Below are 24,852 nucleotides of genomic sequence, written 5' to 3'. Positions count from 1 at the left end.
GCCGTTTTTTTTTGCTTATCGAGGCGGAAAAACAGGAAGATCCGAAAAAATTTAGCATGAATTTTTATAAAATTTATAGTTTTCTGAAAAATATATTGATTTCCGGAAAACTACATGATAGAATGAGCTTAGTTTTAAGGGTTGTCTGAAAAAGGCATCAGTGTGCATTTTTTTCGGCGGATACGCCAAAAAAATGCAGAAAATAAAGAAAGGAGAAGAACATGAGCGTACAACTGCTGGATAAAACCAGAAAAATCAACAAACTGCTTCATAACAATCACTCCACGAAGGTCGTGTTCAACGATATCTGTGAAGTCCTGATGGAAACGTTAAGTTCCAATATCCTGGTGATCAGTAAAAAAGGAAAAGTGCTGGGCATCAGCCTTTGCCCGGGCGTGGAAGAAATTACGGAGCTGATCGAGGATAAGGTGGGCGGTTATGTCGATGCCGCATTAAACGAGCGTCTCCTCGGCGTACTCTCCACAAAAGAGAACGTCAATTTACAGACCCTCGGCTTTGAGCGGCCTGGTGTAGAGCGCTACACCGCAATTATCTGCCCGATCGAGATCGCCGGAGAACGCCTTGGTACCGTATTTATGTACCGCTGCACCCCGCAGTACGATATCGACGATATCATCGTCAGTGAGTACGGCACAACCGTTGTCGGACTGGAAATGATGCGTTCCGTCAACGAGGAAAATGTGGAGGAAAACCGCAAGGTTCAGGTGGTTAAATCCGCATTCAACACGTTGTCCTTCTCCGAACTGGAAGCCATCATCCATATCTTTGATGAACTGAACGGGGATGAGGGCATTCTGGTTGCAAGCAAAATTGCAGACCGCGTCGGCATCACAAGATCCGTCATCGTAAATGCCCTCCGCAAATTCGAGAGCGCAGGCGTCATCGAGTCCCGTTCCAGCGGTATGAAGGGAACGTATATCAAGGTATTAAATGATTATATCTTTGATGAACTCGACGAGATCAAAGCAAGAAAGAACCTGAAAGGAAAGGGCGATGCCCATCCGGACGAGGCGAAAAAATAAAAAAGTGGAATGTAGAAAAGAATCGGAGCCGTTTAAGAATGGCGCCGTTTCTTTTTGTGCAAAAAAGCATTCGTGGAGCGGAAAAAAATGGTATCATTCCCGTTTTTAGGAATAAACTATAATTAGATTCTAAAGAGAGTATAAAATATGAAAAAGTTGCCAAAATAAGAAAAAACGAGGAAATAAGAGAAATTAAGAGTTATCACGAGAGAAAAAAAGAGAATTACAAAATTCATGCATTTGCGAAATGAGGTGGAAAACACTATAGTAAGAACCATCAAGTAGCACTCGAATGAACTGAGTGCTAATAAATAAAACTGAATGAAATCTTGAAGGAGGAAACATAAATGAAGTTAGTACCTTTAGGTGACAGAGTTGTATTAAAAGAGTTAAAAGCAGAGGAAACCACAAAATCCGGTATCGTACTTCCGGGACAGGCACAGGAGAAACCGCAGCAGGCTGAGGTTATCGCAGTAGGACCTGGAAAAGTAGAAGACGGCAAAGAAGTAAAAATGGAAGTTGCAGTCGGAGATCAGGTAATCTATTCCAAATATGCAGGAACCAACGTCAAACTGGAAGACGAAGAGTACATCATCGTAAAACAGGATGACATTCTGGCAGTTGTAAAATAAAGAATAATCAAGTAAAAATCAGGAGGCATGACAATCATGGCAAAAGAGATTAAATATGGAGCAGAGGCAAGAAACGCTCTTCAGAATGGTGTAAACCAGCTTGCAGATACCGTACGTGTAACCCTTGGACCGAAAGGAAGAAACGTTGTTCTGGACAAACAGTACGGCGCTCCGCTCATCACAAACGATGGTGTTACGATTGCAAAAGAGATCGAGCTGGCAGACGGCTTTGAAAACATGGGCGCACAGCTCATCAAAGAAGTTGCTGCAAAGACCAACGACGTAGCAGGTGATGGTACCACAACCGCAACCGTTCTGGCACAGGCTATGGTAAACGAAGGAATGAAAAACCTGGCAGCAGGTGCGAACCCGATCGTTCTTCGTAAGGGAATGAAGAAAGCAACCGATAAAGCTGTTCAGATCCTTGCAGAGATGAGCCAGCCGGTAGCAGGCAAAGAGCAGATTGCAAAAGTTGCAGCTGTTTCTTCCGGAAGCGAAGAAGTAGGCCAGATGGTAGCTGACGCTATGGAAAAAGTTTCCAAAGACGGCGTTATCACCATCGAGGAGTCCAAGACCATGCAGAACGAGCTGGAGCTGGTAGAAGGTATGCAGTTCGACCGTGGATATATCTCCGCTTACATGTGTACCGATATGGAGAAAATGGAAGCCGTTCTCGACAATCCATATATCCTGATTACCGATAAAAAACTCTCCAACATTCAGGAAGTTCTTCCGCTGCTGGAGCAGATCGTACAGAGTGGCGCAAGACTGCTGATTATCGCTGAGGATGTAGAGGGAGAAGCTCTCCAGACACTCGTGATCAACAAACTGCGTGGAACCTTCAACGTAGTAGCTGTCAAAGCACCGGGCTACGGCGACAGAAGAAAAGCAATGCTCGAGGATATCGCAATCCTGACCGGCGGCCAGGTGATCTCCGAGGAAGTTGGTCTGGAACTAAAAGACGCTACTCTGGAAATGCTCGGACGTGCAAAATCTGTTAAAGTTCAGAAAGAGAACACCGTTATCGTTGACGGTGCCGGCGCAAAAGATGCCATCGCTGCAAGAATCGGCCAGATCAGATCCCAGATCGAGGAGACCACTTCTGAGTTCGATAAAGAGAAACTGCAGGAGAGACTGGCAAAAATGGCAGGCGGCGTAGCTGTGATTCGTGTAGGTGCAGCAACCGAGACCGAGATGAAAGAAGAAAAACTCCGTATGGAGGATGCTTTAAATGCAACGAGAGCAGCCGTAGAAGAGGGTATCATCGCAGGCGGCGGTTCTGCATACATCCATGTAACAACACAGCTTGCAGAGCTGATTGACAGCCTGGACGGCGACGAGAAGATCGGTGCAAGAATCGTACAGAAAGCACTTGAGGCTCCTCTGTTCCACATCGTAACAAACGCAGGTCTGGAAGGCGCTGTTGTTATCAACAAAGTAAAAGAGTCCAAAGTAGGTGTTGGATTTGATGCATACAACGAAGAGTATGTAGACATGATCCAGGCTGGTATCCTTGATCCGGTTAAGGTTACCAGAAGCGCACTGCAGAACGCTACCAGCGTTTCCGCAACGCTGCTGACCACCGAGTCCGTAGTTTCCACCATCAAAGAGCCGGCTCCGGCTATGCCGGCAGGCGCAGACGGCGGAATGGGAATGATGTAATTTCCGGGATAAAAATGTCTGGTAAAACAAAATAAGAAAACCGGCTGGCAAAGACCGTAGCGGAACATGGGTTCCGAAGTCCTGTCTTTGCCGGCCGATTTTTTAGTGGAAAGTTTTTCTTCCATTTCGCATGGCCCTGAATCGTTACAAAAAATTTCAGAAAGTTTTCATGCTTTCGCCGGGCGGCGTATATGGACGCTTCCGGCGTTTTATGCTATACTGATTTGTAGGATGTTGGGGGAAATACAACAAAGGAGAAGAAACACACATGGCAAGTCGTTATGAATCCGACATGACAAGGAAGGAGAAGATGCAGCTCGAAAAAGAGAAGCTGTCGAAAATGAATTTTAAAGAGAAACTGGCCTATATCTGGGAATACTACAAGGCTGTCATTTTCGGCATCATCGCTGTTATCTTCATCATCGGCACGATTGTGAATATCCATGAAAATGCGAAGTATTATGACCTCGTGAGCATTGCCGTAGTGGATTACGCAGGACTGCAGGATGTAAGTCCGATCGAGGAGGACCTAAAAGAAGCGCTCGGAACCGGAGATAAGTACGAAAAGGTAAGCATCGATACAAGCTACAGCTTCGGTGAAAACCTGGAAAACGCGGATTACAACACGCTGATGAAATTCACAGCCGTGATTGCCGCACAGAGCATGGATGTTCTGATCTGTTCACAGGCCGTGTACGACAACTACAGCAAAGACGATTATTTTCTGGATCTGTCCACACTGTTTGACGAAGCGACGTGTGAGAAGTACGGGATAAAGGCGGGAGATACCTGCCTCGACATTTCCAAATTGAAAAAGTACCAGGATATGGGCCTTACGTACTATGAGCCGTGTTATCTGACCGTCGTAGTCAATACAAAGAACACGGACAATGCAGCAAAACTGATCGAATATCTTGAGGAGGATGGAGTAAATGAGTGATCTGTACACAGAAGTGCTGGTGAAAAAACAGCAGACAGGAAAAGACAAGGCGATCAAAGGAGTTCTGATCTTCTTTACCGTTCTTTTTGCAGCCGCAGGAATTATGATGAATCCGCTGATTCTGCTTCTTGCGCTGGTACTTGGAATCGTAGACTATATTTTTATCCCGAAGCTTTCGGTAGAGTTTGAGTATCTGTACGTCAACGGCGAGCTCGATATCGACCGTATCTATTCGCAGTCAAGAAGAAAAAGAGCCGCAAGCTATGAGCTTTCCAACATGGAAATCCTGGCTCCGTACCAGTCCCATCAGCTTGATTCCTACAAAAACAACCAGAGTATCAAACGTTACAACTATTCCTCCGGCATCGAAGGACAGGGCCACAAACCGTACGCATTCGTCATCTCCAAGGACAATGCCATGCAGATGGTGATCTTCGAGCCGGACGAAGTGATGTTAAAAGATATCCGCAACCGTGCACCAAGAAAAGTATTTATGGATTGACAGCTTTTTTGTTTTATGTTAAATTAGGTGATAAATCAAAAAGACTTAAGAAGAAAGGAAGAAATGAAAATGGGTACAATTATTGGTGATGGTATTACCTTCGATGATGTGCTTCTGGTTCCGCAGTATTCTGAAGTAACCCCAAACATGGTAGATCTGACTACGCATCTGACCAAGAAGATCAAGCTGAACATCCCGATGATGAGCGCCGGCATGGATACGGTTACAGAACACCGTATGGCAATTGCATGGCACGTCAGGGAGGAATCGGTATTATTCACAAGAATATGTCGATTGAGCAGCAGGCAGAAGAAGTAGACAAAGTAAAACGTTCTGAGAACGGTGTTATCACCGATCCGTTTTATCTGTCTCCGGAGCACACCCTGGAAGATGCCAATAATCTGATGGCAAAATTCCGTATTTCCGGTGTCCCGATTACCGAGAACGGAAAACTGGTTGGTATTATTACAAACCGTGATCTGAAGTTTGAAACTGATTTCACCAAGAAAATCAAAGAGTCCATGACCAGCGAAAACCTGATTACTGCAAAAGTAGGCGTTACGCTGGATGAGGCGAAAGCAATCCTTGCAAAATCCAGAAAAGAGAAACTTCCGATTGTCGATGACGATTTCAACCTCAAAGGTCTGATCACCATCAAAGATATCGAGAAAACCATCAAGTACCCATTGTCCGCCAAGGATGAGCAGGGACGTCTGCTCTGCGGTGCCGCAGTCGGCATCACGGCAAACGTGCTCGATCGTGTCGATGCGCTGGTAAAAGCACACGTAGACGTGATCGTCATCGACTCCGCTCACGGACATTCCGCAAATATCTTCAAAACACTTCGCCTCATCAAAGAGCATTATCCGGATCTGCAGGTAATCGCCGGAAACGTGGCAACCGCAGAGGCAACAAGAGACCTGATCGCAGCCGGAGCAGACGCTGTTAAAGTCGGTATCGGACCTGGTTCTATCTGTACGACCCGTGTCGTTGCAGGTATCGGTGTACCGCAGGTCACAGCCGTTATGGACTGCTATGAGGAAGCAAAGAAGACCGGAACTCCGATCATCGCCGACGGCGGTATCAAGTACTCCGGAGACATGACAAAGGCTATCGCAGCCGGTGCCAATGTCTGCATGATGGGAAGCATCTTCGCAGGATGCGATGAGAGCCCGGGAGATTTCGAACTGTTCCAGGGAAGAAAATACAAAGTATACCGTGGAATGGGATCCATCGCAGCCATGGAGAACGGAAGTAAAGACCGTTACTTCCAGACCGGCGCCAAGAAACTGGTTCCGGAAGGTGTGGAAGGCCGTGTGGCATACAAGGGTCTTGTAGAGGATACCGTATTCCAGCTGATCGGCGGACTTCGTTCCGGCATGGGCTACTGTGGAGCAAAAGATGTTGAGACCTTAAAGGAGACTGGAAAATTCGTGAAGATTTCTGCAGCATCCTTAAAAGAGTCCCATCCGCATGATATCCACATTACCAAAGAGGCTCCGAACTACAGCGTAGACGATAAATAAGAATAAAAAGTCGCAAAAGGCAGAAGGAGGAAAGGGCAGAAACTTTTCAGCTTCTGCCTTTTCAAATGAGGGGGCGCTTATTTGCAGCGGGGAGAGAACATATGGCACAGAAGAGACGGGGAAAAATGACAAGAAAACAGAGGCAGCGCCAGCTTCACCGCAGAATGTTTCTGACGGGAGTTCTGGTGGTGCTGATCTGCGTCGGCATTTACAGCGGCATCCGCCATCTGGCAAAGACGGAACCGGCCATGAGCGATGCACTGGCAGACGGCAGCAGCACTCAAGGCGGTCTTTTGGCAGATGACTATGAGGACAATGATATCACCGACTGGACCGGTGCTCCGCCGATCGATGTGGAGCTTCTGACGCCGAACAGCTGGTCCAGACCGCAGACCCGGCTGAAAAAAGTGAATGGCATTGTCATTCACTACACGGCAAATCCGGGAAGCACAGCGATGCAGAACCGTGATTATTTCGAAAATCTGCCGGAGACGCAGGAGGCACAGGCCAGCAGCCATTTTGTGATCGGTATCGAGGGAGAAGTCGTTCAGTGTATTCCGACGAGCGAATGGTCGTATGCATCGAACCAGCGCAATTTCGACACGATCTCAATTGAATGCTGTCACCCGGATGACAGCGGTGAATTTACCGATGAGACATACAATTCTGTGGTCCAGCTCGCCGGTTTCTTATGCAAGCGGTTCAATCTGACTTCGGACGATGTGATCCGTCACTATGATGTAACCGAAAAGCTCTGCCCTCTGTACTACGTGGAGCATGAGGATGCCTGGATTCAGATGAAGGCAGATATTCAGGCGTATGCGGATTCACTTTCCTAAGAGCTGTTTTTAAGAAAAATGAAAAAATCCCCGTTGGGAAAATCAGTTTCAGGAGAAATGATTTTTCCAACGGGGATTTTTCTGTTATCCAATATTTTTAGTAATAGTAACGCCGTCTGCGCCGCTTTCTTTTTTTCGTATTTCCGCCGAGTGCAATCCAGCAGAACAGCCGTACAAACGTGATGCCGAAGAGAACGCCGATGCTGTCGATGCCGACGTCCTTTACCGACGGGCCGCGGTTGGCGACCATCGTCTGGTGGAACTCATCGCTCGCGGCAAAGGCGACACAGAGGATGCCGGCAAGAAATGTGAGCGCGAAGCCGCGCAGGCCGTAGACGTAGAGCGGAAGCGAAACACAGATTGCAAGCAGACAGTACTCTGTCATATGAGCCAGCTTCCGTACCGGGTACTGATACTCGTCAGCCAGTTCCTGGATCTTCTCATCATCCCATCCGCGGTCCATGACGTGGTCGATTGTGATGAAAATGCCGCGCGCCACTTTTTCACTGAGCTGTGAGGATTCCGTTCCGTTCTGGGAAGAGAAGGAGAAAATCATCGACATCATCAGAATCGCCGGGATGAAGGAAAACGGTTTTAACAGTGCAATTACAATTCGATTCATAAAATACCTCCAGTAAAACAAAGCAGGTCAGATCGGAAACTTTTTATGCGGTATGCTCGCGGATTCCGGCAATCGCAGAAAAGATCAGGAATGCCAGCAGGTTCACGATTACGACCGTCGCTCCGGCAGGGGAGGACAGGAAAAATGAGAGGGACATGCCAAGAAGGAAGCACACCACCGAGAGAACCGCGGAGCAGATCACCACGCTCTGGAAGGTATGGCAGAGACGCATCGAGGTCAGTGCCGGGAAAATCAGCAGGCTGGAGATCAGAAGCGCGCCCATCATGCGCATGCCGAGGACGGTGGTGATGGCGGTTAAGAATGCCAGCAGCATGTTGTAAACCTCTGCGCGGACACCGGTTGCTTTGGCAAATGTCTCGTCGAAAGTGACGGCAAAAATACGGTTGTAATACAGGACGAACAGGATCAGCACGACGATGGAGAGCACCACGGAGAGAACAACGTCCTCATCACTCATCGCAAGGATGCTTCCGAACATGTAGTTGTTGACATCGGTGTTCATGCCGCTCGACCACGAAACCGTGATGACACCGATCGCAAGCGCAGAGCTTGAAATCAGGCCGATGGCGGCGTCGCCTTTGATCTTGCTGGATTCGTTCATGCGGAGCAGCAGAAAGGCGGCAAGCACGACGACAGGGATTGTGAAGGCAAGCGGAGCAAAACCGAGTGCCGTTGCAATCGCAAGAGAGCCGAATCCGACATGGGAGAGGCCGTCGCCGATCATGGAGTAGCGCTTTAACACGAGGCTGACGCCAAGCAGTGCGGCGCACAACGAGACGAGAATACCGACCACAAGGGCACGCTGCATAAACGGATAAGAAAGCATTTTCAGCAGATTCGAAATCATAAGTCGGCACCTCCTAAAAACTGTTTTCCAGCCTCGGTTTTCAGATACTCGTTCGTCGGACCGAAGAAGACCTGCTTCTGGTCGAGCTGGAGAATGTGCGTTGCGTCCGGCAGAATATTGCGGATATCGTGGGAAACCATGATGATCGTAACGTTCTGCTCGCGGTTGATGCGGCGGATGAGCTGGTACATTTCGTTTGTCATGACCGGGTCAAGGCCAGTGACCGGCTCGTCGAGGAGCAGCAGTTTCTTTGTGGCGCAAAGCGCACGAGCGAGAAGCACACGCTGCTGCTGGCCGCCGGAGAGATCACGGTAGCATCGTTTCTTTAATGGAAGGAGGTCGAGAAGCTCCATATTGCGGAGCGCGTCCTCTTTGTCTGCCTTTGTGTAAAACGGCGGGAAATGCGGGTGGTTCTGCCGGCCGGACAGCACGACTTCCCAGACGCTCGCCGGGAAATCCTTTTGTGCGGCGGTCTGCTGCGGCAGATAGCCGATCTCGCTTGGATGAAGCCCGTCGCCGGTTGTGATCGAGCCGGTGGACGGATTTTTTAAGTGAAGCAGTCCCTTGATCAGAGTACTTTTTCCGGAACCGTTCTCGCCCACAATACAGAGGTAGGAGCCGGCTTCCAGGGCAAAGTTGACATCGGTCAGGACCGGGATGCCCTCGTAGGAGAAGGTGACATCACTGCAGGTAAGTAGAGCCATTTAGTTTAAAGCCTCCTTTAATGCGGAAACGTTCTGTTCCATGAGGGAGAGATACGTAGCGCCGCTTTCGAAATCATCTTTGGATACATTGTGACAGGAATGAAGCAGCAGCTTTTTCGCGCCGGTCGCCTCACAGATGGAGTCCGTCATTTGTTCATTGGACAGCTCGGTGTGGAAAACGACGGGAATCTGTTCTTCCTTGATTTTATCAATTAAAAAAGAAAGGGTTTTGGCACTTGCCTCGGATTCCGAGGAGCAGCCGGGAAACGCCGCGTAGTAGTCGAGGCCGTAGGTGTCCGCAAAGTAGCGGAACGGGAAACGGTCGCCGAAAACAATGGTATGGCGGCTTGCAATTGCGGTGACATCGGAAAATTCCTCATCGAGGGAGGCAAGCGAAGCAAGATACGAGGCGGTGTTTGCCTGGTATTCATCCGCATGCTCCGGGTCGAGGCGGCAGAGGGAATCACAGAGCTTCTGGACAATCCGCATTGCATTTTTCGGCGAGGTCCAGACGTGCTCGTCCTGTTCGCCGTGGGATTCGTGCGCATGATCATGGGAAGATTCGTCGTGTGTATCCTCGTCCTCATGGTCGTGTACATCCTCGTGATCTGCATCTTCGTCCTCATGGTCGTGCGCATCCTCGTCCTCATGATCGTGTGCGTGGCCGTGGGTCTCCATTCCCTCGACGGTTTCCTCGGCAACGGTGTCAACGCAGTCCATCAGCGTCACTACCTCTTTGTTCGAGGTATCGACAGAATCAAGGATTGTCTCGACCCAGGCATCGGAATCGCCGCCGACGTAGACGAAGAGATCACATTCGGAAACCGTAATCATATCGCCCGGTGTCGGTTCAAACGAGTGACTTTCCGCACCCGGGGAAAGCAGCATGTGGAGATCGAGATGATCGCCGCCGATGGCGCGCAGAAAATCATACTGCGGAAAAATCGTAGCCACGGCGGAGAGTTTCGTGTTCTCCTGGGAATCCGCCGTCTCTTTTGAGGATCCCGCACAGCCTGTCAGAAGAAGGAGGGCAGGAAGGAGGAGAAGGCGTAACGTTTTTTTTGAAAAAAATGTCATGATACTCCTTTCTGAAAGAAAACACGGAGGCATTCGAAAAAGCTCCGTATCAGACTGTTTCGTGACAAATGCCGCAGGAGTGGGAAGCGGCAGACGGGAACAAATGTCCCCGAAAAAAGATCAGTTATCATCATATAGCAGGGAGGATTCATTTGTCAAGGAAAGGAAAACCAGTTATAGAAAAGAGGGAAAAAAACTGCCTTTCCCTGTAAAAAAGAAAGGCAGTTTTGAGAAAATTTCTTGATTTTAGGATACCCGGCGGAACTGTGCCTGGTAGAGCTGGTAGTACGCGCCCTGCTTTGCCATCAGTTCGTCGTGGGTTCCCTGCTCGAAAATCTTTCCGTGGTCGATCACGAAAATCCGGTCCGCATTTTTAATAGTAGAAAGACGGTGCGCAATGATGAACGAGGTACGGCCCTTCAACAGGCTTTCGATTCCCTGCTGCACCTGAATTTCTGTCTGTGTGTCGATGCTGGACGTCGCCTCGTCGAGAATCAGAATCCGCGGATCAGACACCATCGTTCTGGCAAAGGCGAGAAGCTGGCGCTGGCCGTTGGAAAGACGGGCACCGCGCTCGCTGATCTCGGTGTCGTAGCCGTCCGGCAGTTCTATGATAAAGTCATGGGCATGCACGGCCTTTGCGGCGGCAATGATTTCTTCCTCCGTGGCATCGAGCTTTCCATACGCAATGTTGTCGCGGATCGTGCCGGAGAAGAGAAAGTTGTCCTGGGTCATAACGCCCATCTGGGCACGCAGGCTGTTGATGGAGACATCCGTCAGGCTGTGGCCGTCGACGCGGACCGTTCCCGAAGTAATATTGTAGAAACGGCTGATCAGATTGACAATGGTCGTCTTTCCAGCGCCGGTCGGGCCGACGAGTGCGATCGTCTCACCGGGAGCCGCTGTAAAGCTGACATCTTTTAAAACCAGCGTGTCCGGATCATCGGAGTAGGCAAAGCTGACGTGGTCGAATGTTACTTCTCCTTTGATCGGCGGCAGTTCTGTGACGCCAGGCTTGTCGGCAACCTCCGCCGGTGTGTCGAGGATCTCAAAGATTCGCTCCGCAGCGGAAAGGTTCGTGATCAGCTTGTTGTAAAAACCGGCCAGGTTCTGGATCGGATCCCAGAACATCGTCAGATACATCGCAAACGCCGTGAACGTACCGATCGGAACGGCATCCACGCCGAGCACGGAAATACCGATAAAATACAGAAGAAACGTTCCGATGCCCCAGGTCACCTCGATCACAGCGGAAAAACCATCCGCCAGGCGGACCGCATGGATGAAGGAGTTCTGATGCTCAAGAAGAAGCCGGTCAAACTCGCCCTGCGATTCCTGCTCTGCGGTAAAGCTCTTGATGATGCGGATACCGGAGAAGTCCTCGTGGATATACGCCGTAACATTGGAAGATTTTTTCCGGAACGTCTGCCATCTCTTGTGTGCGACGATCTGAATAAAATACATGCCGATAGCGATCAGCGGCAGCACGAGAATCGCACTTAAGGAGAGCCAGATGTTTTTGATCATCATGATCACCAGAATAGCGATGATCGTGAGAATGTTCGGAATCAGCTTTGTGACACCGTCGTTCAGCACATCCTTTAACGAGTTGACATCGCCGATGATGCGCGCCAGAATCTTTCCGGCCGGACGGGTATCGAAAAAGCTGAAGCTTAAGGTCTGGATATGCGTGTAGAGCTCGTCACGGATTTCCAGAAGAATGTTGTTGGTAATGCGCGCCATCAGAAGCATCCGCAGGCGGACACCGGCCGCGTAAACCAGGTTGATCACAACCATGAATACGCAGAGGGCAACAAGCCCGCGCCAGTCTTTCTGCGCAATATTGACGTCGATGGCGTACTCCAGGAGCAGTGGGTTCACAGTGGAAATCGCAATGGTAACGGCGAGAACCACGAGAACAACGGCAACCTGGCGTTTATAATTTTTTAAGTAGGAGAAGAGGCGGCGGATGGTCGCGCTCTTTAAGACCTCTTTCTGCTCTTCATCTACTTTACTGGAATTGATAGCCATAATCGTATTGTTCCTCTCTTAACGGGTAAGTAAATACAGAAGTTGTCGGGTAACAGATTAAATTGAATTAAGCATTGGCAGGAAGTGCCTGCTCGAGGGCTGCCTTTGCTTTATGGTAATCACCGTACTGAGCCTCCCAGGTGGAGTAGTACAGGCCTTTCTGTGCCATCAGACTCTCATGCGTGCCGCGCTCGGCGATGCGTCCGTGATCGAGATACAGGATCTCATCGGCATTCTGCACCGAAGAAATGCGGTGGGCAATGATGATCTTGGAAACATCTTTTTTCTCGGCGAGATGGCTCTGGATTTCGTATTCGGTCTCCATATCGAGCGCCGAGGTGGAATCATCCAGTACGAGGATCGGAGCCTGTTTTGCCAGGGCGCGTGCGATGGAAAGACGCTGCTTCTGACCGCCGGAAAGTCCCATGCCGCGCTCGCCGATGACGGTTTCGTACTGATCGGAAAGGTGGTCGACGAACTCGGAAGCACACGCAGCGGAGACGGCGTTATGTACCTCTTCGGATTTCATTGTGCTGCGGCTGCCGAGGCGGACATTCTCAGAAATCGTGTCTGAGAACAGGAAGACGTCCTGCATGACGACGGAAGAAGTATCGCGCACGGTGCGCAGCGGCAGGGTGCGGATATCGTGGCCGTCGAGACAGATGGAACCGTTGGTGACATCGTAAAAACGCTCGAGCAGATTGACGATGGTTGTTTTTCCGGAACCCGTCATACCCATGATGCCGAGTGTGTGGCCCTGCTTTAAGGTAAAGTCGATATCCTGCAGAATCGGTGTGTCATGCAGGGAGAAATCGACGTGATGGAATTCCAGGTCACCCGGAAGTTTTGAAAGCTCCACCGGATTTTCCGGTTCTGCGATCTGCGGCTCCTCTGCGAGAATTTTGTTCAGCTTCTTGTTGGAAGCAATCGCAGAAGCGAAGCAGTTGCCGAGCCAGCCGACGTTTTCGATCGGCCAGGTGATCTTGGAGGTGTACTCCATAAAGGCCGTTAAAACACCGAGCGTAATGCGTCCGTGGATGACACCGTAGCCGCCCGCGAGAAGGACGAGCACGCGCATCAGCTTCGTAAGAAACGAGATGGCGGGATCGTATTTCATCAGGACGCGCGCCTGATCCATGTTGAGATCGCAGTATTTCTGATTGTGTTTCCGGAATTTTTTGATCTCATACGGTTCCCGTGCAAAGGATTTGACGGTGCGGACACCGGCGAGATTTTCCTGTGCAACGGTATTCATGACGGCGTTTTCCTCACTGATCGCATCGTAGACACGGTCGAGTTCTTTTTCGAGGCGGATTGCGATGCCTGCGACGAAAGGAAGGATCGCCACGGAGACGAGTGTCAGCGGCAGATCCAGTTTGACCATACTGACCATTGCCATCATGATACAGATCAGGCCTTCTAAGATCAGCATGCCGGCAAAGCCGAGGATATCCCAGATCCGGTCGACGTCATCGCGCACGCGGGCGAGGAGTTCGCCGGTATTGTTTTTGTCAAAGTATTCCACCGAAAGCCGCTGGACGTGGCGGAACAGGTTGTCCCTCATCTGGCTGGCGACGCGGACGCTGCTGACATCGAATAAAAATTCTTTGATGTACTGAAACAGGGCTTTTGCGGCACCGATCAGAAGAAAGGCGGCAAGGTATTTCCAGAGCAATTCCATTTTGTGACCGACCAGCACGTCATCCACGATGTGCAGCGTGACAAGCGGCGCGAGCATATCGAGAAAGACACTTAAGGCCATGGAACCAAAAGCGAAAACGTAGTAGTACCAGTTCTGGAGCAGGTACTTACCGATTGGATTTTTCTTCATGAATGTTAAAACCTCCTCATTGATGTCGTTTGGGTGTCTGGCAGAACATAGGCTTTCAAAAGCTCCGTAAGTGTGGGAACGGAACAACGGGAAACGAAAGCGAAGGCTGCGTTTGTATATAAAAGAAGGGAATCGATGCGGTAAGAAGACCGCGGAATCTGCCTGCCGGAAACGGAGCGAAGCCGGAAAGAACGGTTTCGTACTGTTTATAGCAATAAAAAAAGCCGCAGTATCGACGTACCGCGCCTTCTGTGCGAAATAGCAGGCATAAAGAATGCATAGAGATTTGTTATGCAGAGTTAATGCTTACAAAGAATTTCGAAAGAAGGGCAGCCACCTGGTTTGATCGCCATACGAAGTTTATTCTGTTTTACGCTGGATGCATAAATAAGATTGATCATAAGTGGTGTTCTCCTTTCATGATTTTTTCTGCCGCATCTGATCGAACACGACAGCTTATGATTCTAAGCTACTCCTGTTTTCCGGATTTGTCAATTGTTATTTTCAAAAATTAAAAAATAAAAGCTGCAAAAGGTATGAAAATTGCGAATTTGGGTAGCTGTTTTGGGGAATATGCGATATAATAAACGAGAGTATAAGCGGAAAAATCACAAGATAACATGTGAAACGAGGGGACAAAAAGATGGAAAAAATAATTGCAGGCCTGGTGCAGATGGATTCTGGGCCGGATATGAATGAAAATATGCGTATGGCCGAGCAGTATGTGCGGGAGGCGGCGGAACAGGGAGCGAAGCTGATTCTTTTCCCGGAGACCGCAGAATACACGGGAGCAGACATGCCGGGCCACGCAAGTGCAGTGCCGGGCTACGTCAGCCGCCGGTTTTCCAGCCTTGCCAAACGGTACGGTGTCTATCTGCACTGCGGCAGCATGACGGTACGGCGCCATCCGGGGCGTCCGTCCAACACGTCGTTTCTGTTCGGACCAGATGGAGAAACGATTGCAGAATACAGCAAAATACATATGTTTGACGTAAATATTCCGGGCAGTGTCTCCTACGAAGAATCACGCGAGATCTGCCCGGGAAATGAAATTGTTCTTGCGGACACGGCGCTTGGCCTGTTCGGCATGAGCATCTGCTACGATATCCGCTTTCCGGAACAGTACCGGCTGATGGCATCCTCCGGAGCAGATGCATTTCTGATAGCGGCGGATTTTACGAAAGCAACGGGAGAGCGCCACTGGGAAGCACTGCTGCGCACGCGCGCCATTGAAAACGGATGCTACGTGCTCGCCGCCAACCAGTGCGGCCAGAAAGCGCGGTTTGAGGCGTACGGCCATTCCATGATCATTGCGCCGGACGGCGAAATTCTTGCGGAGGCAGATGATACCCCGCAGGTACTCATCGCAGAGCTGGATCCGGAAGTGCTGGAGCGGACAAGAAATGAAATCCCGTCTCTGGAAAACAGGAGAGACGATCTTTACCGTGTAAGCTCGGGAAACGTACGGATTTATGAAGAATAAAAATGCAGGGAGGAAATAAGAAGATGGATCAGTTTATACAGTATACCCCGACGGAAGTCGTGTTCGGAAAAGAGACCGAAAACCAGGCAGGCGCTGAGGTAAAGAAATGGGGCGGCACAAAGGTGCTCGTCGTTTACGGAGGCGGAAGTGCAAAACGGAGCGGTCTTCTGGACCGAGTGGAAGCATCTCTTGCAAAAGAGGGCCTTGCCTTTGAAGAGCTTGGCGGCGTAAAACCAAACCCGAGACTTGCCCTTGCCGAGGAGGGTGTGAAAAAAGCAGTGGAAATGCAGGCAGACTTTATTCTTGCCGTCGGCGGCGGAAGCTCGATTGACACCGCAAAAGCCGTTGCACACGGAGCTGCAAATCCGGAGGAGGCACTCTGGGATATCTGGACGAAAAAAGTACCGCTGACAAAATCTCTCCCGGTAGGAGCGGTTCTGACGATTCCGGCAGCCGGAAGCGAGATGAGTGATTCCGCCGTTCTGACAAACGAGGCAATCGGCAAAAAGGCAGGCATCAACACGCCGTTCAACCGCTGCAAATTTGCCATCATGAATCCGGAGCTGGCAGCAACCCTGCCGAAATACCAGATTGCCTGCGGCGTAACCGACATCATGATGCACACGATGGAGCGCTATTTCATTCCGGAGAGCCAGTGCGAGATGACGGACGAGATCGCAGAGGGACTCCTCCGTACCGTAATCAAAAACGGACCGAAGGTTCTGGAAAACCCATCCGATTACAATGCGATGGCGGAAATCATGTGGTGCGGAAGTCTGTCACACAATGGACTGACGGAGTGCGGACGCGGCAAAGATTTTTCGGTACATAAATTCGGCCATGCGTTAAGTGCAAAATACGATGTAGCACACGGCGCATCCCTGGCGGCAGTCTGGGGTGCCTGGGCGAAATACCAGTACGATGATGAGACGGTTCTCTGGCGGTTTGCACGGTTTGCAGAAAAAGTCTGGGGCATCACAGAGGGAAGCGATCACAAACGGGCAACGGAAGGCATTGAGCGCACAGTAGCGTTCTTCCATTCGCTCGGCATGCCGACCTCCCTGCATGAGCTTGATATCCCGAACCCGTCGGATGAGGATCTGCGTGCCCTTTCCATGGATGCAACACAGCAGGACACTGTAAAACTGTCCCGCATCCGCAAGCTGGGCGCACAGGAAGTATATGAGATTTACCAGATGGCGCGATAAAAGGAGGAAAACCAGATGGCAAAAAAGAAAATCGCAGCACTGCTGATCGCAGCGGCCGTTGCGGCAGGAGGCTGGGCGCTTCCGGCAAGGGTAAGCGCAGCAGAAAATGACGGCACGGCCGTAACCTGGCAGCAGGATGAGACGGAAAGTTCCGAGCAGAATTCGGATGAGGAAGCGGCAGTGCAGGAGCAGAGCGGTACTTCGGAAAACGAGACGCCGGCTGTTACGATTCCAGGTGAGGACAACGAACAGGAGCCGGAAGAGAAACTTCCTGCCGGCTGGGTGAAACAGGAGGACGGAAGCTGGAAATACAGAAAAGAGGACGGCACGATGGCCGCCAGCGAGTGGATCACCCATCTGAACCGGAGATATTATCTGAATGCAGACGAAATCATGTGCACGGGTCTTTCGATGGTCAACGGAAAGCTCTATTATTTTGAGAGCTGGGGCGGAGCCGGATACAAAGGCTGGAAAAAAGTCGGCGGGGCATGGTACTATCTGAACGAGGACGGAAGCGTCAAAACGAATGAATGGTTCGTTCACGACAAGAGAACATACCATGTAGATGAAAACGGTGTGATGAGCACCGGACTGCAGAAGATTGACGGAACGCTCTACTACTTCGAGAGCTGGGGCGGAGCCGGATTCCAGGGCTGGAAAAAAGTCGGCGGAACATGGTACTATCTGAATGAGGACGGAAGTCTCAGAACGAATCAGTGGTTTGTGCATGATAAAAGAACGTACCATGTAGACGCAGACGGTGTGATGAGTACCGGCTGGCAGACGATTGACGGCGTTGATTATTACTTTGAAAGCTGGGGCGGCATGCGCGTGAACGCCTGGGCGGCCAAGGGCAGTGACTGGTATTACATGGACAGCAACGGAACCCCAAAAGGGGAAGGCTGGCTGCTGTATGACAAGAACTGGTATTATCTGAGGCAGGACGGCAAAATGATGCACAGTGAATGGCTGTGGTATGATAATAACTGGTATTACCTGCAGAGCTGGGGCGGCATGTATAAGAGCCAGTGGGTAACGATCAAAGGCGCAACGTATTACTTCCGGAGCTGGGGCGGTATTTACAAGAACGGCTGGCAGGAAGTGGACGGAAAAACGTATTACTTCCGAAGCTGGGGCGGCATCTATAAGGATACCTACATCGACGGCTATTACGTTGATAAAAACGGTGTCCGCCGGAACAGCAAAAATATCTGCGTGGCAATCGACGCAGGACACCAGAGAAGAGGAAACAGCGAGAAAGAGCCGATCGGACCGGGATCATCGACCTATAAGGCGAAGGTTGCTTCCGGAACATGCGGTGTGGCAACCGGCATCAATGAGTATGAGCTGAACCTTGCGGTATCCTTAAAGGTACGCGATATCCTTGAGGAGCGCGGCTACGATGTTTACATGATCCGCGAGACGCACGACGTCAATATCAGCAATTCCGAGCGTGCAAAACTTGCCGCGCAGAACGGAGCAGACATTCTCGTGCGTGTACACGCGAACGGCGATTCGAACCAGTCGGTTTACGGAGCACTTACGATGGCACCGAGCAGCAGAAATACGTATCTTTCCGGTGATGTGGTCAGCAAGAGCCAGAAGCTCTCCCAGAAGATGATCGCAGCATTCTGCAAAGACACCGGTGCGAAGAACCGCGATGTGATTTACACCGATTCCATGAGCGGCATCAACTGGAGTACCATTCCGGTCACGATCATTGAGCTTGGCTTCATGAGCAATCCTTCCGAGGACCGTTTGATGGCAACCGAGGATTACCGAAACAAGATGGCACAGGGAATTGCGGACGGAATCGACGCATATTACGAATAAACAAAGGGACCTGCCTGAAATGGGCGGGTCCTTTTTGCATGCAAAAAAAGAAAGCGGAGCGAGTCCGCTTTCTTTTGGGAATCCATAGGATCAGATCTTATTTGTTGTTGTTTTTCTCCAGCTCCTGCATTTTCATCGCACGAACCTTCAGCGGCAGACCGAACAGTGTGATGAATCCGTCTGCATCGTGGTGATCGTAGAGATCGCCGGTGGTGAAGGAAGCAAGAGACTCATTGTACAGGCTGTACGGAGAAGACTCGCCGGCTTTGATGATGTTGCCTTTGAACAGTTTGAATTTTACTTCGCCTGTTACGTATTTCTGGGTTACATCAACGAATGCCTGGATTGCTTCGCGCAGAGGAGTGTACCATTTTCCTTCGTAAACAACCTCAGCAAGCAGGTTTCCGAGATCTTTCTTTGTTTTCAGGGTCTCACGGTCGAGAATCAGCTCCTCTAACTGCTCATGTGCAGCCATCAGGATGGTTCCGCCAGGAGTCTCATAAACACCGCGGGATTTCATGCCGACAACACGGTTCTCAACGATATCAACAATACCGATGCCGTGTTTTCCGCCCAGCTTGTTCAGCTCGGTGATGATTTCAGAAACTTTCATTTCTTTTCCGTTTAAGGTCTTCGGAACGCCGGCCTCAAAGGTCATGGTTACGTACTCGCCTTCGTCCGGAGCTTTTTCCGGAGGAGTGGTCAGTACGAGAAGATCGTCGTAGTTCGGCTCGTTGGACGGATCCTCAAGCTCAAGTCCCTCATGGCTGATGTGCCACAGGTTACGGTCACGGCTGTAGCTGTGGTTTGCATCAAACGGAAGGTCGATGCCGTGTGCTTTACAGTAAGCCAGCTCGTCTTCACGGGACTGCATGGTCCATACATCGGTCATTCTCCAAGGAGCGATTACTTTGATATCCGGAGCAAGGGCTTTGATGCCGAGCTCGAAACGGATCTGGTCATTTCCTTTACCGGTAGCGCCGTGGCAGATGGCAACAGCACCTTCTTTTCTTGCGATCTCAACGAGTTTCTTTGCGATAACCGGACGTGCCATGGAAGTACCGAGCAGGTATTTGTTCTCATAAACAGCGCCTGCTTTTACGCACGGCATGATGAAGTCTTCACTGAACTCGTCGATAACGTTTTCGATATATAATTTGGAAGCGCCGGAAAGTTTTGCTCTCTCATCGAGGCCAACCAGCTCGTTTCCCTGGCCGCAGTCGATGCAGCAACAGATTACTTCGTAGTCAAAGGTCTCTTTCAGCCACGGAATAATGGCAGTAGTATCAAGTCCGCCGGAATAGGCAAGTACAACTTTTTCTTTCATAATGTAAGATCCTCCTTGGATTTCTCGTGCACCTATATGCGCGGTGCATCGTCAATGACTAAAATATACATCATACGACAGGATTATGCAAGCTTTTTTCAGAAATTCAAAAAAAACTTGCATAATATACATTTGAGGTGTATACTTATGCAATCGACGGTATATGACAGCAGAAAACAAAGATTTTTCATTGAAAAAAGAAAATAATTGAGCTATCATAAAGAGAAAAGAAAAAATGTCCGGCAAGACAAGAAAACGGGCGAAAGAAAAAAGGAGAAAAAGGTATGATCAGAGCAGGAATTATCGGTTCTACAGGATATGCAGGAGGCGAGCTGGTGCGTATTCTCCTGGGACACAAAGATGTGGAGATTAAATGGTATGGTTCCAGAAGCTATATCGATAAGAAATATGCGTCGGTTTACCAGAATATGTTTCAGTTAGTAGACGATGTCTGCAAGGACGACAACATGGAGCAGCTTGCAAAGGAAGTAGACGTCATTTTTACAGCAACTCCGCAGGGACTCTGTGCTTCCCTGGTAAATGATGAAATTCTTTCGAAAGTAAAGGTCATCGACCTGAGCGCCGATTTCCGTATTAAAGATGTAAAAACGTATGAAGAGTGGTACAAGATCGAGCATAAATCCCCGCAGTATATCGACGAGGCGGTTTACGGACTGTGCGAGATCAACCGTGAGAAAGTAAAACAAGCGCGCATCGTGGCAAACCCGGGATGCTATCCGACCTGCTCAACTCTTTCGATTTATCCTTTATTAAAGGAAGATCTGATTGATGGAAACACCATCATTATTGATGCAAAATCAGGAACTTCCGGAGCAGGAAGAGGAGCGAAAGTGGACAACCTCTACTGCGAGGTTAATGAAAATATCAAGGCATACGGCGTTGCCGGCCACCGCCACACACCGGAGATCGAGGAGCAGCTTTCCTATGCAGCCGGCTACCCGATCACCCTGAACTTCACCCCGCATCTTGTTCCGATGAACCGCGGCATTCTCGTAACGGCATATGCATCCCTGAAAAAAGATGTGACTTACGAAGAGGTTAAAGCCGTTTATGATAAGTATTATGCCAACGAGCAGTTTGTACGTGTTCTCGATAAGGATGTCTGCCCGCAGACGAAATGGGTCGAGGGAAGCAACTATGTGGATGTCAACTTCAAGATCGATCCGAGAACGAAACGAATCATCATGATGGGTGCGATGGACAACCTGGTCAAAGGCGCAGCAGGACAGGCGGTACAGAATATGAACCTGATGTTCGGCCTGCCGGAAAACGAGGCCTGTGCATGCCGCCGATGTTCCCGTAAAAAAGACAGAAGCAGACAACAGACGGAATTTACGAAAAGTGAGGATAAAAGAATGAAAAAGATTGAAGGAGGCATCACTGCTGCAAAAGGTTTTCAGGCAGCAGGCGGCGCAGCAGGAATTAAAAAACAGGGCGTAAAGGATATGGCACTTGTCTACAGCGAGGTACCGTGCGTAGCAGCAGGAACCTTTACTACAAACATCGTAAAAGCAGCTCCGGTCAAATGGGACCAGGAGATTGTATACAACCATCCAACCGCACAGGCAATCGTCTGCAACAGCGGAATCGCCAATGCATGCACCGGCGAGGAGGGCTATGGCTACTGCAGAAAAACCGCAGAGGCAGCATCAGCTGCACTTTCCATTCCAGAGGACTCCGTTCTCGTTGCATCGACCGGTGTTATCGGAAAACAGATCCCGATCGATAAGATCGCAGCCGGCGTGGAAATGCTGAAACCGCAGCTTGCAGCTACAAGAGAAGCCGCAGCTACAGCAGCACAGGCGATCATGACAACCGACACCGAGCCGAAGGAAGTTGCTGTTCAGATCGAAATCGGCGGAAAAACCGTAACGATCGGCAGCATGTGCAAGGGCTCCGGCATGATCCATCCGAATATGTGCACCATGCTGAGCTTCGTGGCAACCGATGCCAATATTTCAAAAGAGATGCTGCAGAAAGCGTTAAGCGAAGTCGTACCGGACACCTACAACATGGTTTCCGTAGACGGGGATACTTCCACAAACGATACCGTTCTCCTTCTGGCAAACGGTCTTGCCGGAAACCCGGAAATTACGGAAGAAAACGAGGATTACAAGATTTTCAAAGAAGCACTCTTTGAAGTCAATAAAACACAGGCGATGCACATCGCAGGCGACGGCGAGGGCGCAACCGCACTGTTCGAAGTGACGATTCAGGGAGCCGAGAGCAAAGAGCAGGCCGTGACACTGGCAAAATCCGTCATCACATCGAGTCTGACGAAAGCGGCAATCTTCGGCCATGACGCCAACTGGGGAAGAATCCTCTGCGCGATGGGTTACTCCGGAGCAAAATTCGATCCGGAAAATGTAGATCTCTACTTTGAGAGCGCAGCCGGAAAACTGCAGATTATCACGAAAGGTGTTGCCGTTGACTACAGCGAGGAGGAGGCAACGAAGATCCTCTCCGAGCCGAAAGTAACTGCGACCGCCGACATCCACATGGGAGAGGCGACAGCAACGGCATGGGGCTGCGACCTGACCTACGATTACGTAAAAATCAACGCAGATTATCGTTCCTGACCGGATCCGGAACAGGCACGGGAAAAGAGCATAAGAGGAGAAAAAATCATGGTAAATCAGATGTATCTGGACAAAGCAAATGTGCTGATCGAGGCACTTCCTTATATTCAGCGGTTCAATCGCAAAATCATTGTCATCAAATACGGCGGAAGCGCAATGGTGGATGAAGAGTTAAAGAGAAACGTCATCCAGGACGTGGTTCTTCTGAAACTGGTCGGCTTCAAACCGATCATCGTACACGGCGGCGGAAAGGAAATCAGCCGCTGGGTCGGAAAAGTCGGCATGGAACCGAAATTCGTCAACGGCCTTCGTGTAACGGATGCCGATACGATGGAAGTGGCAGAGATGGTGCTGAATAAGGTCAACAAAGAGCTTGTCACCATGATTCAGTCACTCGGAGTTAATGCTGTCGGCATCAGCGGAAAAGACGGCGGACTCTTAAATGTAGAGAAGAAGCTGTCCAAGGGCGAGGATATCGGCTTCGTTGGAAATATCAAGAACGTAAACCCGAAGGTGCTGTACGATCTTCTGGAGAACGACTTCCTTCCGGTTGTCTGCCCGGTCGGCATGGACGATGATTTCAACACCTATAACATCAATGCAGACGACGCAGCCTGCGCGATCGCAGAGGCGTTAAATGCGGAAAAACTGGCATTCCTGACCGATATCGAGGGTGTCTACAAAGATCCGAAGGATCCGGAGAGCCTGATTTCCGAGCTCCACGTACAGGAAGCAAGAGATCTCATCACAAATGGAAATGTCGGCGGCGGCATGATTCCAAAACTGCAGGGCTGCATCGATGCGATCGAGAACGGCGTATCGAGAGTCCACATCATGGACGGAAGAATCCCGCACTGCCTGCTGCTTGAGATCTTTACGAACAAAGGAATTGGTACGGCTATTTTAGGGGAAAACAAGGAGAAATTCAATCATGAAGACGAATGAGTATATGGAACAGACCGAGCAGTACGTGCTCCACACCTATAACCGGTTCCCGCTTGTGATCGACCACGGCGAGGGCGTTCATCTGTATGACACCGACGGAAAAGCATATCTGGACTTTGCGGCAGGTATCGCGGTATATGCGCTCGGCTACAGCAATGACGATTATAAAAAAGCAGTGAAAGACCAGGTGGACAAAGTCATCCATGTTTCCAACCTGTTCTACAATGTTCCGATGGGCTCCGCGGCAGAAAAGCTGGCGAAGGCATCCGGCATGGATAAAGTATTCTTTACGAACAGCGGTACGGAGTCGATCGAGGGAGCCATCAAAGTAGCGAGAAAATACGCTTACTTAAAAGACGGCAGCAACGATCACGAGATCATCGCGATGAACCATTCCTTCCATGGAAGAAGCCTTGGAGCGCTTTCTGTAACAGGAAATACGCATTATCAGGATCCGTTCAAACCGCTGATCGGCGGCATTAAATTTGCGGATTTTAATGATCTGGAGAGCGTAAAGGCACAGATTACCGACAAGACATGTGCGATCATCATGGAGACTGTACAGGGCGAGGGCGGTATCTATCCGGCAACGAAAGAATTTTTACAGGGCGTGCGCGATCTGTGTGACGAGCACGACATTCTGCTGATCCTCGATGAGATCCAGTGCGGCATGGGAAGAACAGGAAAGCTGTTCGCATGGCAGGATTACGGCGTACAGCCGGATGTCATGACGTGTGCAAAAGCACTTGGCTGCGGCGTTCCGGTCGGCGCCTTCGTGCTGAATAAAAAGACGGCAGAGCATTCGCTCGTTCCGGGAGACCACGGAACGACATACGGCGGAAACCCGCTGGCCTGCGCGGCTGTCAATGCTGTATTTGAATGCTATGAGAAACAGCATGTCGTAGAGCATGTAGCAGAGACGGCTCCGTATCTGGAGAAAAAGCTGGACGAACTGGTGGAAAAATATGACTGCCTCGCAGCACGCCGTGGAAAAGGCTTTATGCAGGGCCTTGTCGTAACGGGCCGTCCGGTCGGAGAAGTCATCAACCGCGCGATTGAGAACGGACTTCTTGTGATTTCCGCCGGAAGCGACGTTCTTCGTATGGTACCGCCGCTTGTGATTACGAAAGATGACATCGATGAGATGATTGAAAAACTGGAGAAAGCATTACAGTAATG

Annotated in this window: 20 protein-coding genes and 2 pseudogenes; 15 read left to right on the top strand and 7 right to left on the bottom strand. The window is 50.0% G+C overall.

Annotation, left to right across the window (positions count from 1 at the left end):
- Positions 1–221 precede the first annotated feature (221 nt).
- The 7 genes and pseudogenes from codY (at position 222) to DWZ60_RS03145 (ending at position 7,144) form a co-directional block, all read left to right on the top strand.
- A complete protein-coding gene (codY, locus tag DWZ60_RS03175) occupies positions 222–1,043 on the top strand; it encodes a GTP-sensing pleiotropic transcriptional regulator CodY (protein ID WP_022462184.1) in 822 nt (273 codons plus the stop codon).
- 347 nt (positions 1,044–1,390) lie between these two features.
- A complete protein-coding gene (gene groES / locus DWZ60_RS03170; RefSeq protein ID WP_022462185.1) occupies positions 1,391–1,675 on the top strand; it encodes a co-chaperone GroES in 285 nt (94 codons plus the stop codon).
- A gap of 36 nt (positions 1,676–1,711) precedes the next feature.
- Positions 1,712–3,337 carry a chaperonin GroEL gene (gene groL / locus DWZ60_RS03165; protein ID WP_022462186.1) on the top strand — a complete coding sequence of 542 codons (1,626 nt, stop codon included), beginning with the start codon at positions 1,712–1,714 and terminating at the stop codon, positions 3,335–3,337.
- Positions 3,338–3,605: 268 nt separating this feature from the next.
- A complete protein-coding gene (locus tag DWZ60_RS03160) occupies positions 3,606–4,277 on the top strand; it encodes a hypothetical protein (protein WP_119221227.1) in 672 nt (223 codons plus the stop codon).
- Positions 4,270–4,779: a DUF6106 family protein gene (locus tag DWZ60_RS03155; protein WP_055227377.1), complete on the top strand. Its 510-nt coding sequence runs from the start codon at positions 4,270–4,272 to the stop codon at positions 4,777–4,779. Before DWZ60_RS03160 ends, DWZ60_RS03155 begins: the two co-directional genes overlap by 8 nt.
- Positions 4,780–4,848: 69 nt before the next feature.
- A pseudogene (gene guaB, locus DWZ60_RS03150) lies at positions 4,849–6,305 on the top strand (IMP dehydrogenase).
- Positions 6,306–6,406: 101 nt separating this feature from the next.
- Positions 6,407–7,144 (top strand): peptidoglycan recognition protein family protein, encoded by a 738-nt coding sequence (locus DWZ60_RS03145; protein WP_199669394.1) that lies wholly within the window; start codon positions 6,407–6,409, stop codon positions 7,142–7,144.
- Between the two features lie 97 nt (positions 7,145–7,241).
- Here the strand turns inward: DWZ60_RS03145 and DWZ60_RS03140 are convergent, their stop codons facing one another.
- From DWZ60_RS03140 to DWZ60_RS03125, 4 genes are read right to left on the bottom strand one after another with little or no spacing between them, the layout of a single operon-like run.
- The gene (locus tag DWZ60_RS03140; protein WP_118741897.1) at positions 7,242–7,766 is read right to left on the bottom strand and encodes a VanZ family protein; all 525 of its coding nucleotides are present in this window, start codon (positions 7,764–7,766) and stop codon (positions 7,242–7,244) included.
- 43 nt (positions 7,767–7,809) lie between these two features.
- Entirely contained in the window at positions 7,810–8,634 is an 825-nt protein-coding gene (locus DWZ60_RS03135) for a metal ABC transporter permease (protein ID WP_119198210.1), read from the bottom strand.
- The gene (locus DWZ60_RS03130) at positions 8,631–9,338 is read right to left on the bottom strand and encodes a metal ABC transporter ATP-binding protein (protein ID WP_117804114.1); all 708 of its coding nucleotides are present in this window, start codon (positions 9,336–9,338) and stop codon (positions 8,631–8,633) included. Before DWZ60_RS03130 ends, DWZ60_RS03135 begins: the two co-directional genes overlap by 4 nt.
- Positions 9,339–10,292, bottom strand: a complete 954-nt coding sequence (locus tag DWZ60_RS03125) for a metal ABC transporter substrate-binding protein (protein ID WP_242856691.1) — start codon at positions 10,290–10,292, stop codon at positions 9,339–9,341. It lies immediately after the preceding gene.
- Positions 10,293–10,305: 13 nt separating this feature from the next.
- On the opposite strand from DWZ60_RS03125, the gene DWZ60_RS17415 reads away from it, so the two are divergent.
- Positions 10,306–10,659 carry a hypothetical protein gene (locus DWZ60_RS17415; RefSeq protein WP_173815799.1) on the top strand — a complete coding sequence of 118 codons (354 nt, stop codon included), beginning with the start codon at positions 10,306–10,308 and terminating at the stop codon, positions 10,657–10,659.
- 2 nt (positions 10,660–10,661) lie between these two features.
- Here DWZ60_RS17415 and DWZ60_RS03115 read toward each other — a convergent pair whose 3' ends face one another.
- Positions 10,662–12,446, bottom strand: a complete 1,785-nt coding sequence (locus tag DWZ60_RS03115) for an ABC transporter ATP-binding protein (protein WP_117761029.1) — start codon at positions 12,444–12,446, stop codon at positions 10,662–10,664.
- A gap of 67 nt (positions 12,447–12,513) precedes the next feature.
- A complete protein-coding gene (locus DWZ60_RS03110) occupies positions 12,514–14,277 on the bottom strand; it encodes an ABC transporter ATP-binding protein (RefSeq protein ID WP_119221226.1) in 1,764 nt (587 codons plus the stop codon).
- Positions 14,278–14,920: 643 nt separating this feature from the next.
- On the opposite strand from DWZ60_RS03110, the gene DWZ60_RS03105 reads away from it, so the two are divergent.
- The 3 genes from DWZ60_RS03105 to DWZ60_RS03095 are packed head-to-tail and all read left to right on the top strand — an operon-like array spanning position 14,921 to position 18,801.
- The gene (locus DWZ60_RS03105) at positions 14,921–15,760 is read left to right on the top strand and encodes a carbon-nitrogen hydrolase family protein (protein ID WP_022462198.1); all 840 of its coding nucleotides are present in this window, start codon (positions 14,921–14,923) and stop codon (positions 15,758–15,760) included.
- A 23-nt stretch (positions 15,761–15,783) separates the two neighbouring features.
- On the top strand, positions 15,784–16,968 hold the full coding sequence (locus DWZ60_RS03100; RefSeq protein ID WP_118595124.1) for an iron-containing alcohol dehydrogenase: 1,185 nt from the start codon (positions 15,784–15,786) through the stop codon (positions 16,966–16,968).
- Between the two features lie 15 nt (positions 16,969–16,983).
- Positions 16,984–18,801, top strand: coding sequence for an N-acetylmuramoyl-L-alanine amidase (locus tag DWZ60_RS03095; protein ID WP_117801491.1), 1,818 nt, complete (start codon positions 16,984–16,986; stop codon positions 18,799–18,801).
- Between the two features lie 97 nt (positions 18,802–18,898).
- Here DWZ60_RS03095 and DWZ60_RS03090 read toward each other — a convergent pair whose 3' ends face one another.
- On the bottom strand, positions 18,899–20,131 hold the full coding sequence (locus tag DWZ60_RS03090; protein WP_055218598.1) for an argininosuccinate synthase: 1,233 nt from the start codon (positions 20,129–20,131) through the stop codon (positions 18,899–18,901).
- A gap of 281 nt (positions 20,132–20,412) precedes the next feature.
- Here DWZ60_RS03090 and argC point away from each other — a divergent pair.
- The 4 genes and pseudogenes from argC (at position 20,413) to DWZ60_RS03070 (ending at position 24,850) form a co-directional block, all read left to right on the top strand.
- Positions 20,413–21,452 (top strand): annotated as a pseudogene (gene argC, locus DWZ60_RS20600) (N-acetyl-gamma-glutamyl-phosphate reductase).
- Positions 21,453–21,504: 52 nt separating this feature from the next.
- The gene (gene argJ / locus DWZ60_RS20595; protein ID WP_022462203.1) at positions 21,505–22,728 is read left to right on the top strand and encodes a bifunctional glutamate N-acetyltransferase/amino-acid acetyltransferase ArgJ; all 1,224 of its coding nucleotides are present in this window, start codon (positions 21,505–21,507) and stop codon (positions 22,726–22,728) included.
- A 48-nt stretch (positions 22,729–22,776) separates the two neighbouring features.
- Positions 22,777–23,673, top strand: coding sequence for an acetylglutamate kinase (gene argB / locus DWZ60_RS03075; RefSeq protein ID WP_022462204.1), 897 nt, complete (start codon positions 22,777–22,779; stop codon positions 23,671–23,673).
- Entirely contained in the window at positions 23,660–24,850 is a 1,191-nt protein-coding gene (locus tag DWZ60_RS03070) for an aspartate aminotransferase family protein (protein ID WP_022462205.1), read from the top strand. Before argB ends, DWZ60_RS03070 begins: the two co-directional genes overlap by 14 nt.
- Positions 24,851–24,852 lie beyond the last annotated feature (2 nt).

The sequence above is a fragment of the Blautia sp. AF34-10 genome, from assembly GCF_003477865.1.
GTDB lineage: Bacteria > Bacillota > Clostridia > Lachnospirales > Lachnospiraceae > Fusicatenibacter > Fusicatenibacter saccharivorans.
This window is presented reverse-complemented; position numbering and strand designations above follow the sequence as displayed.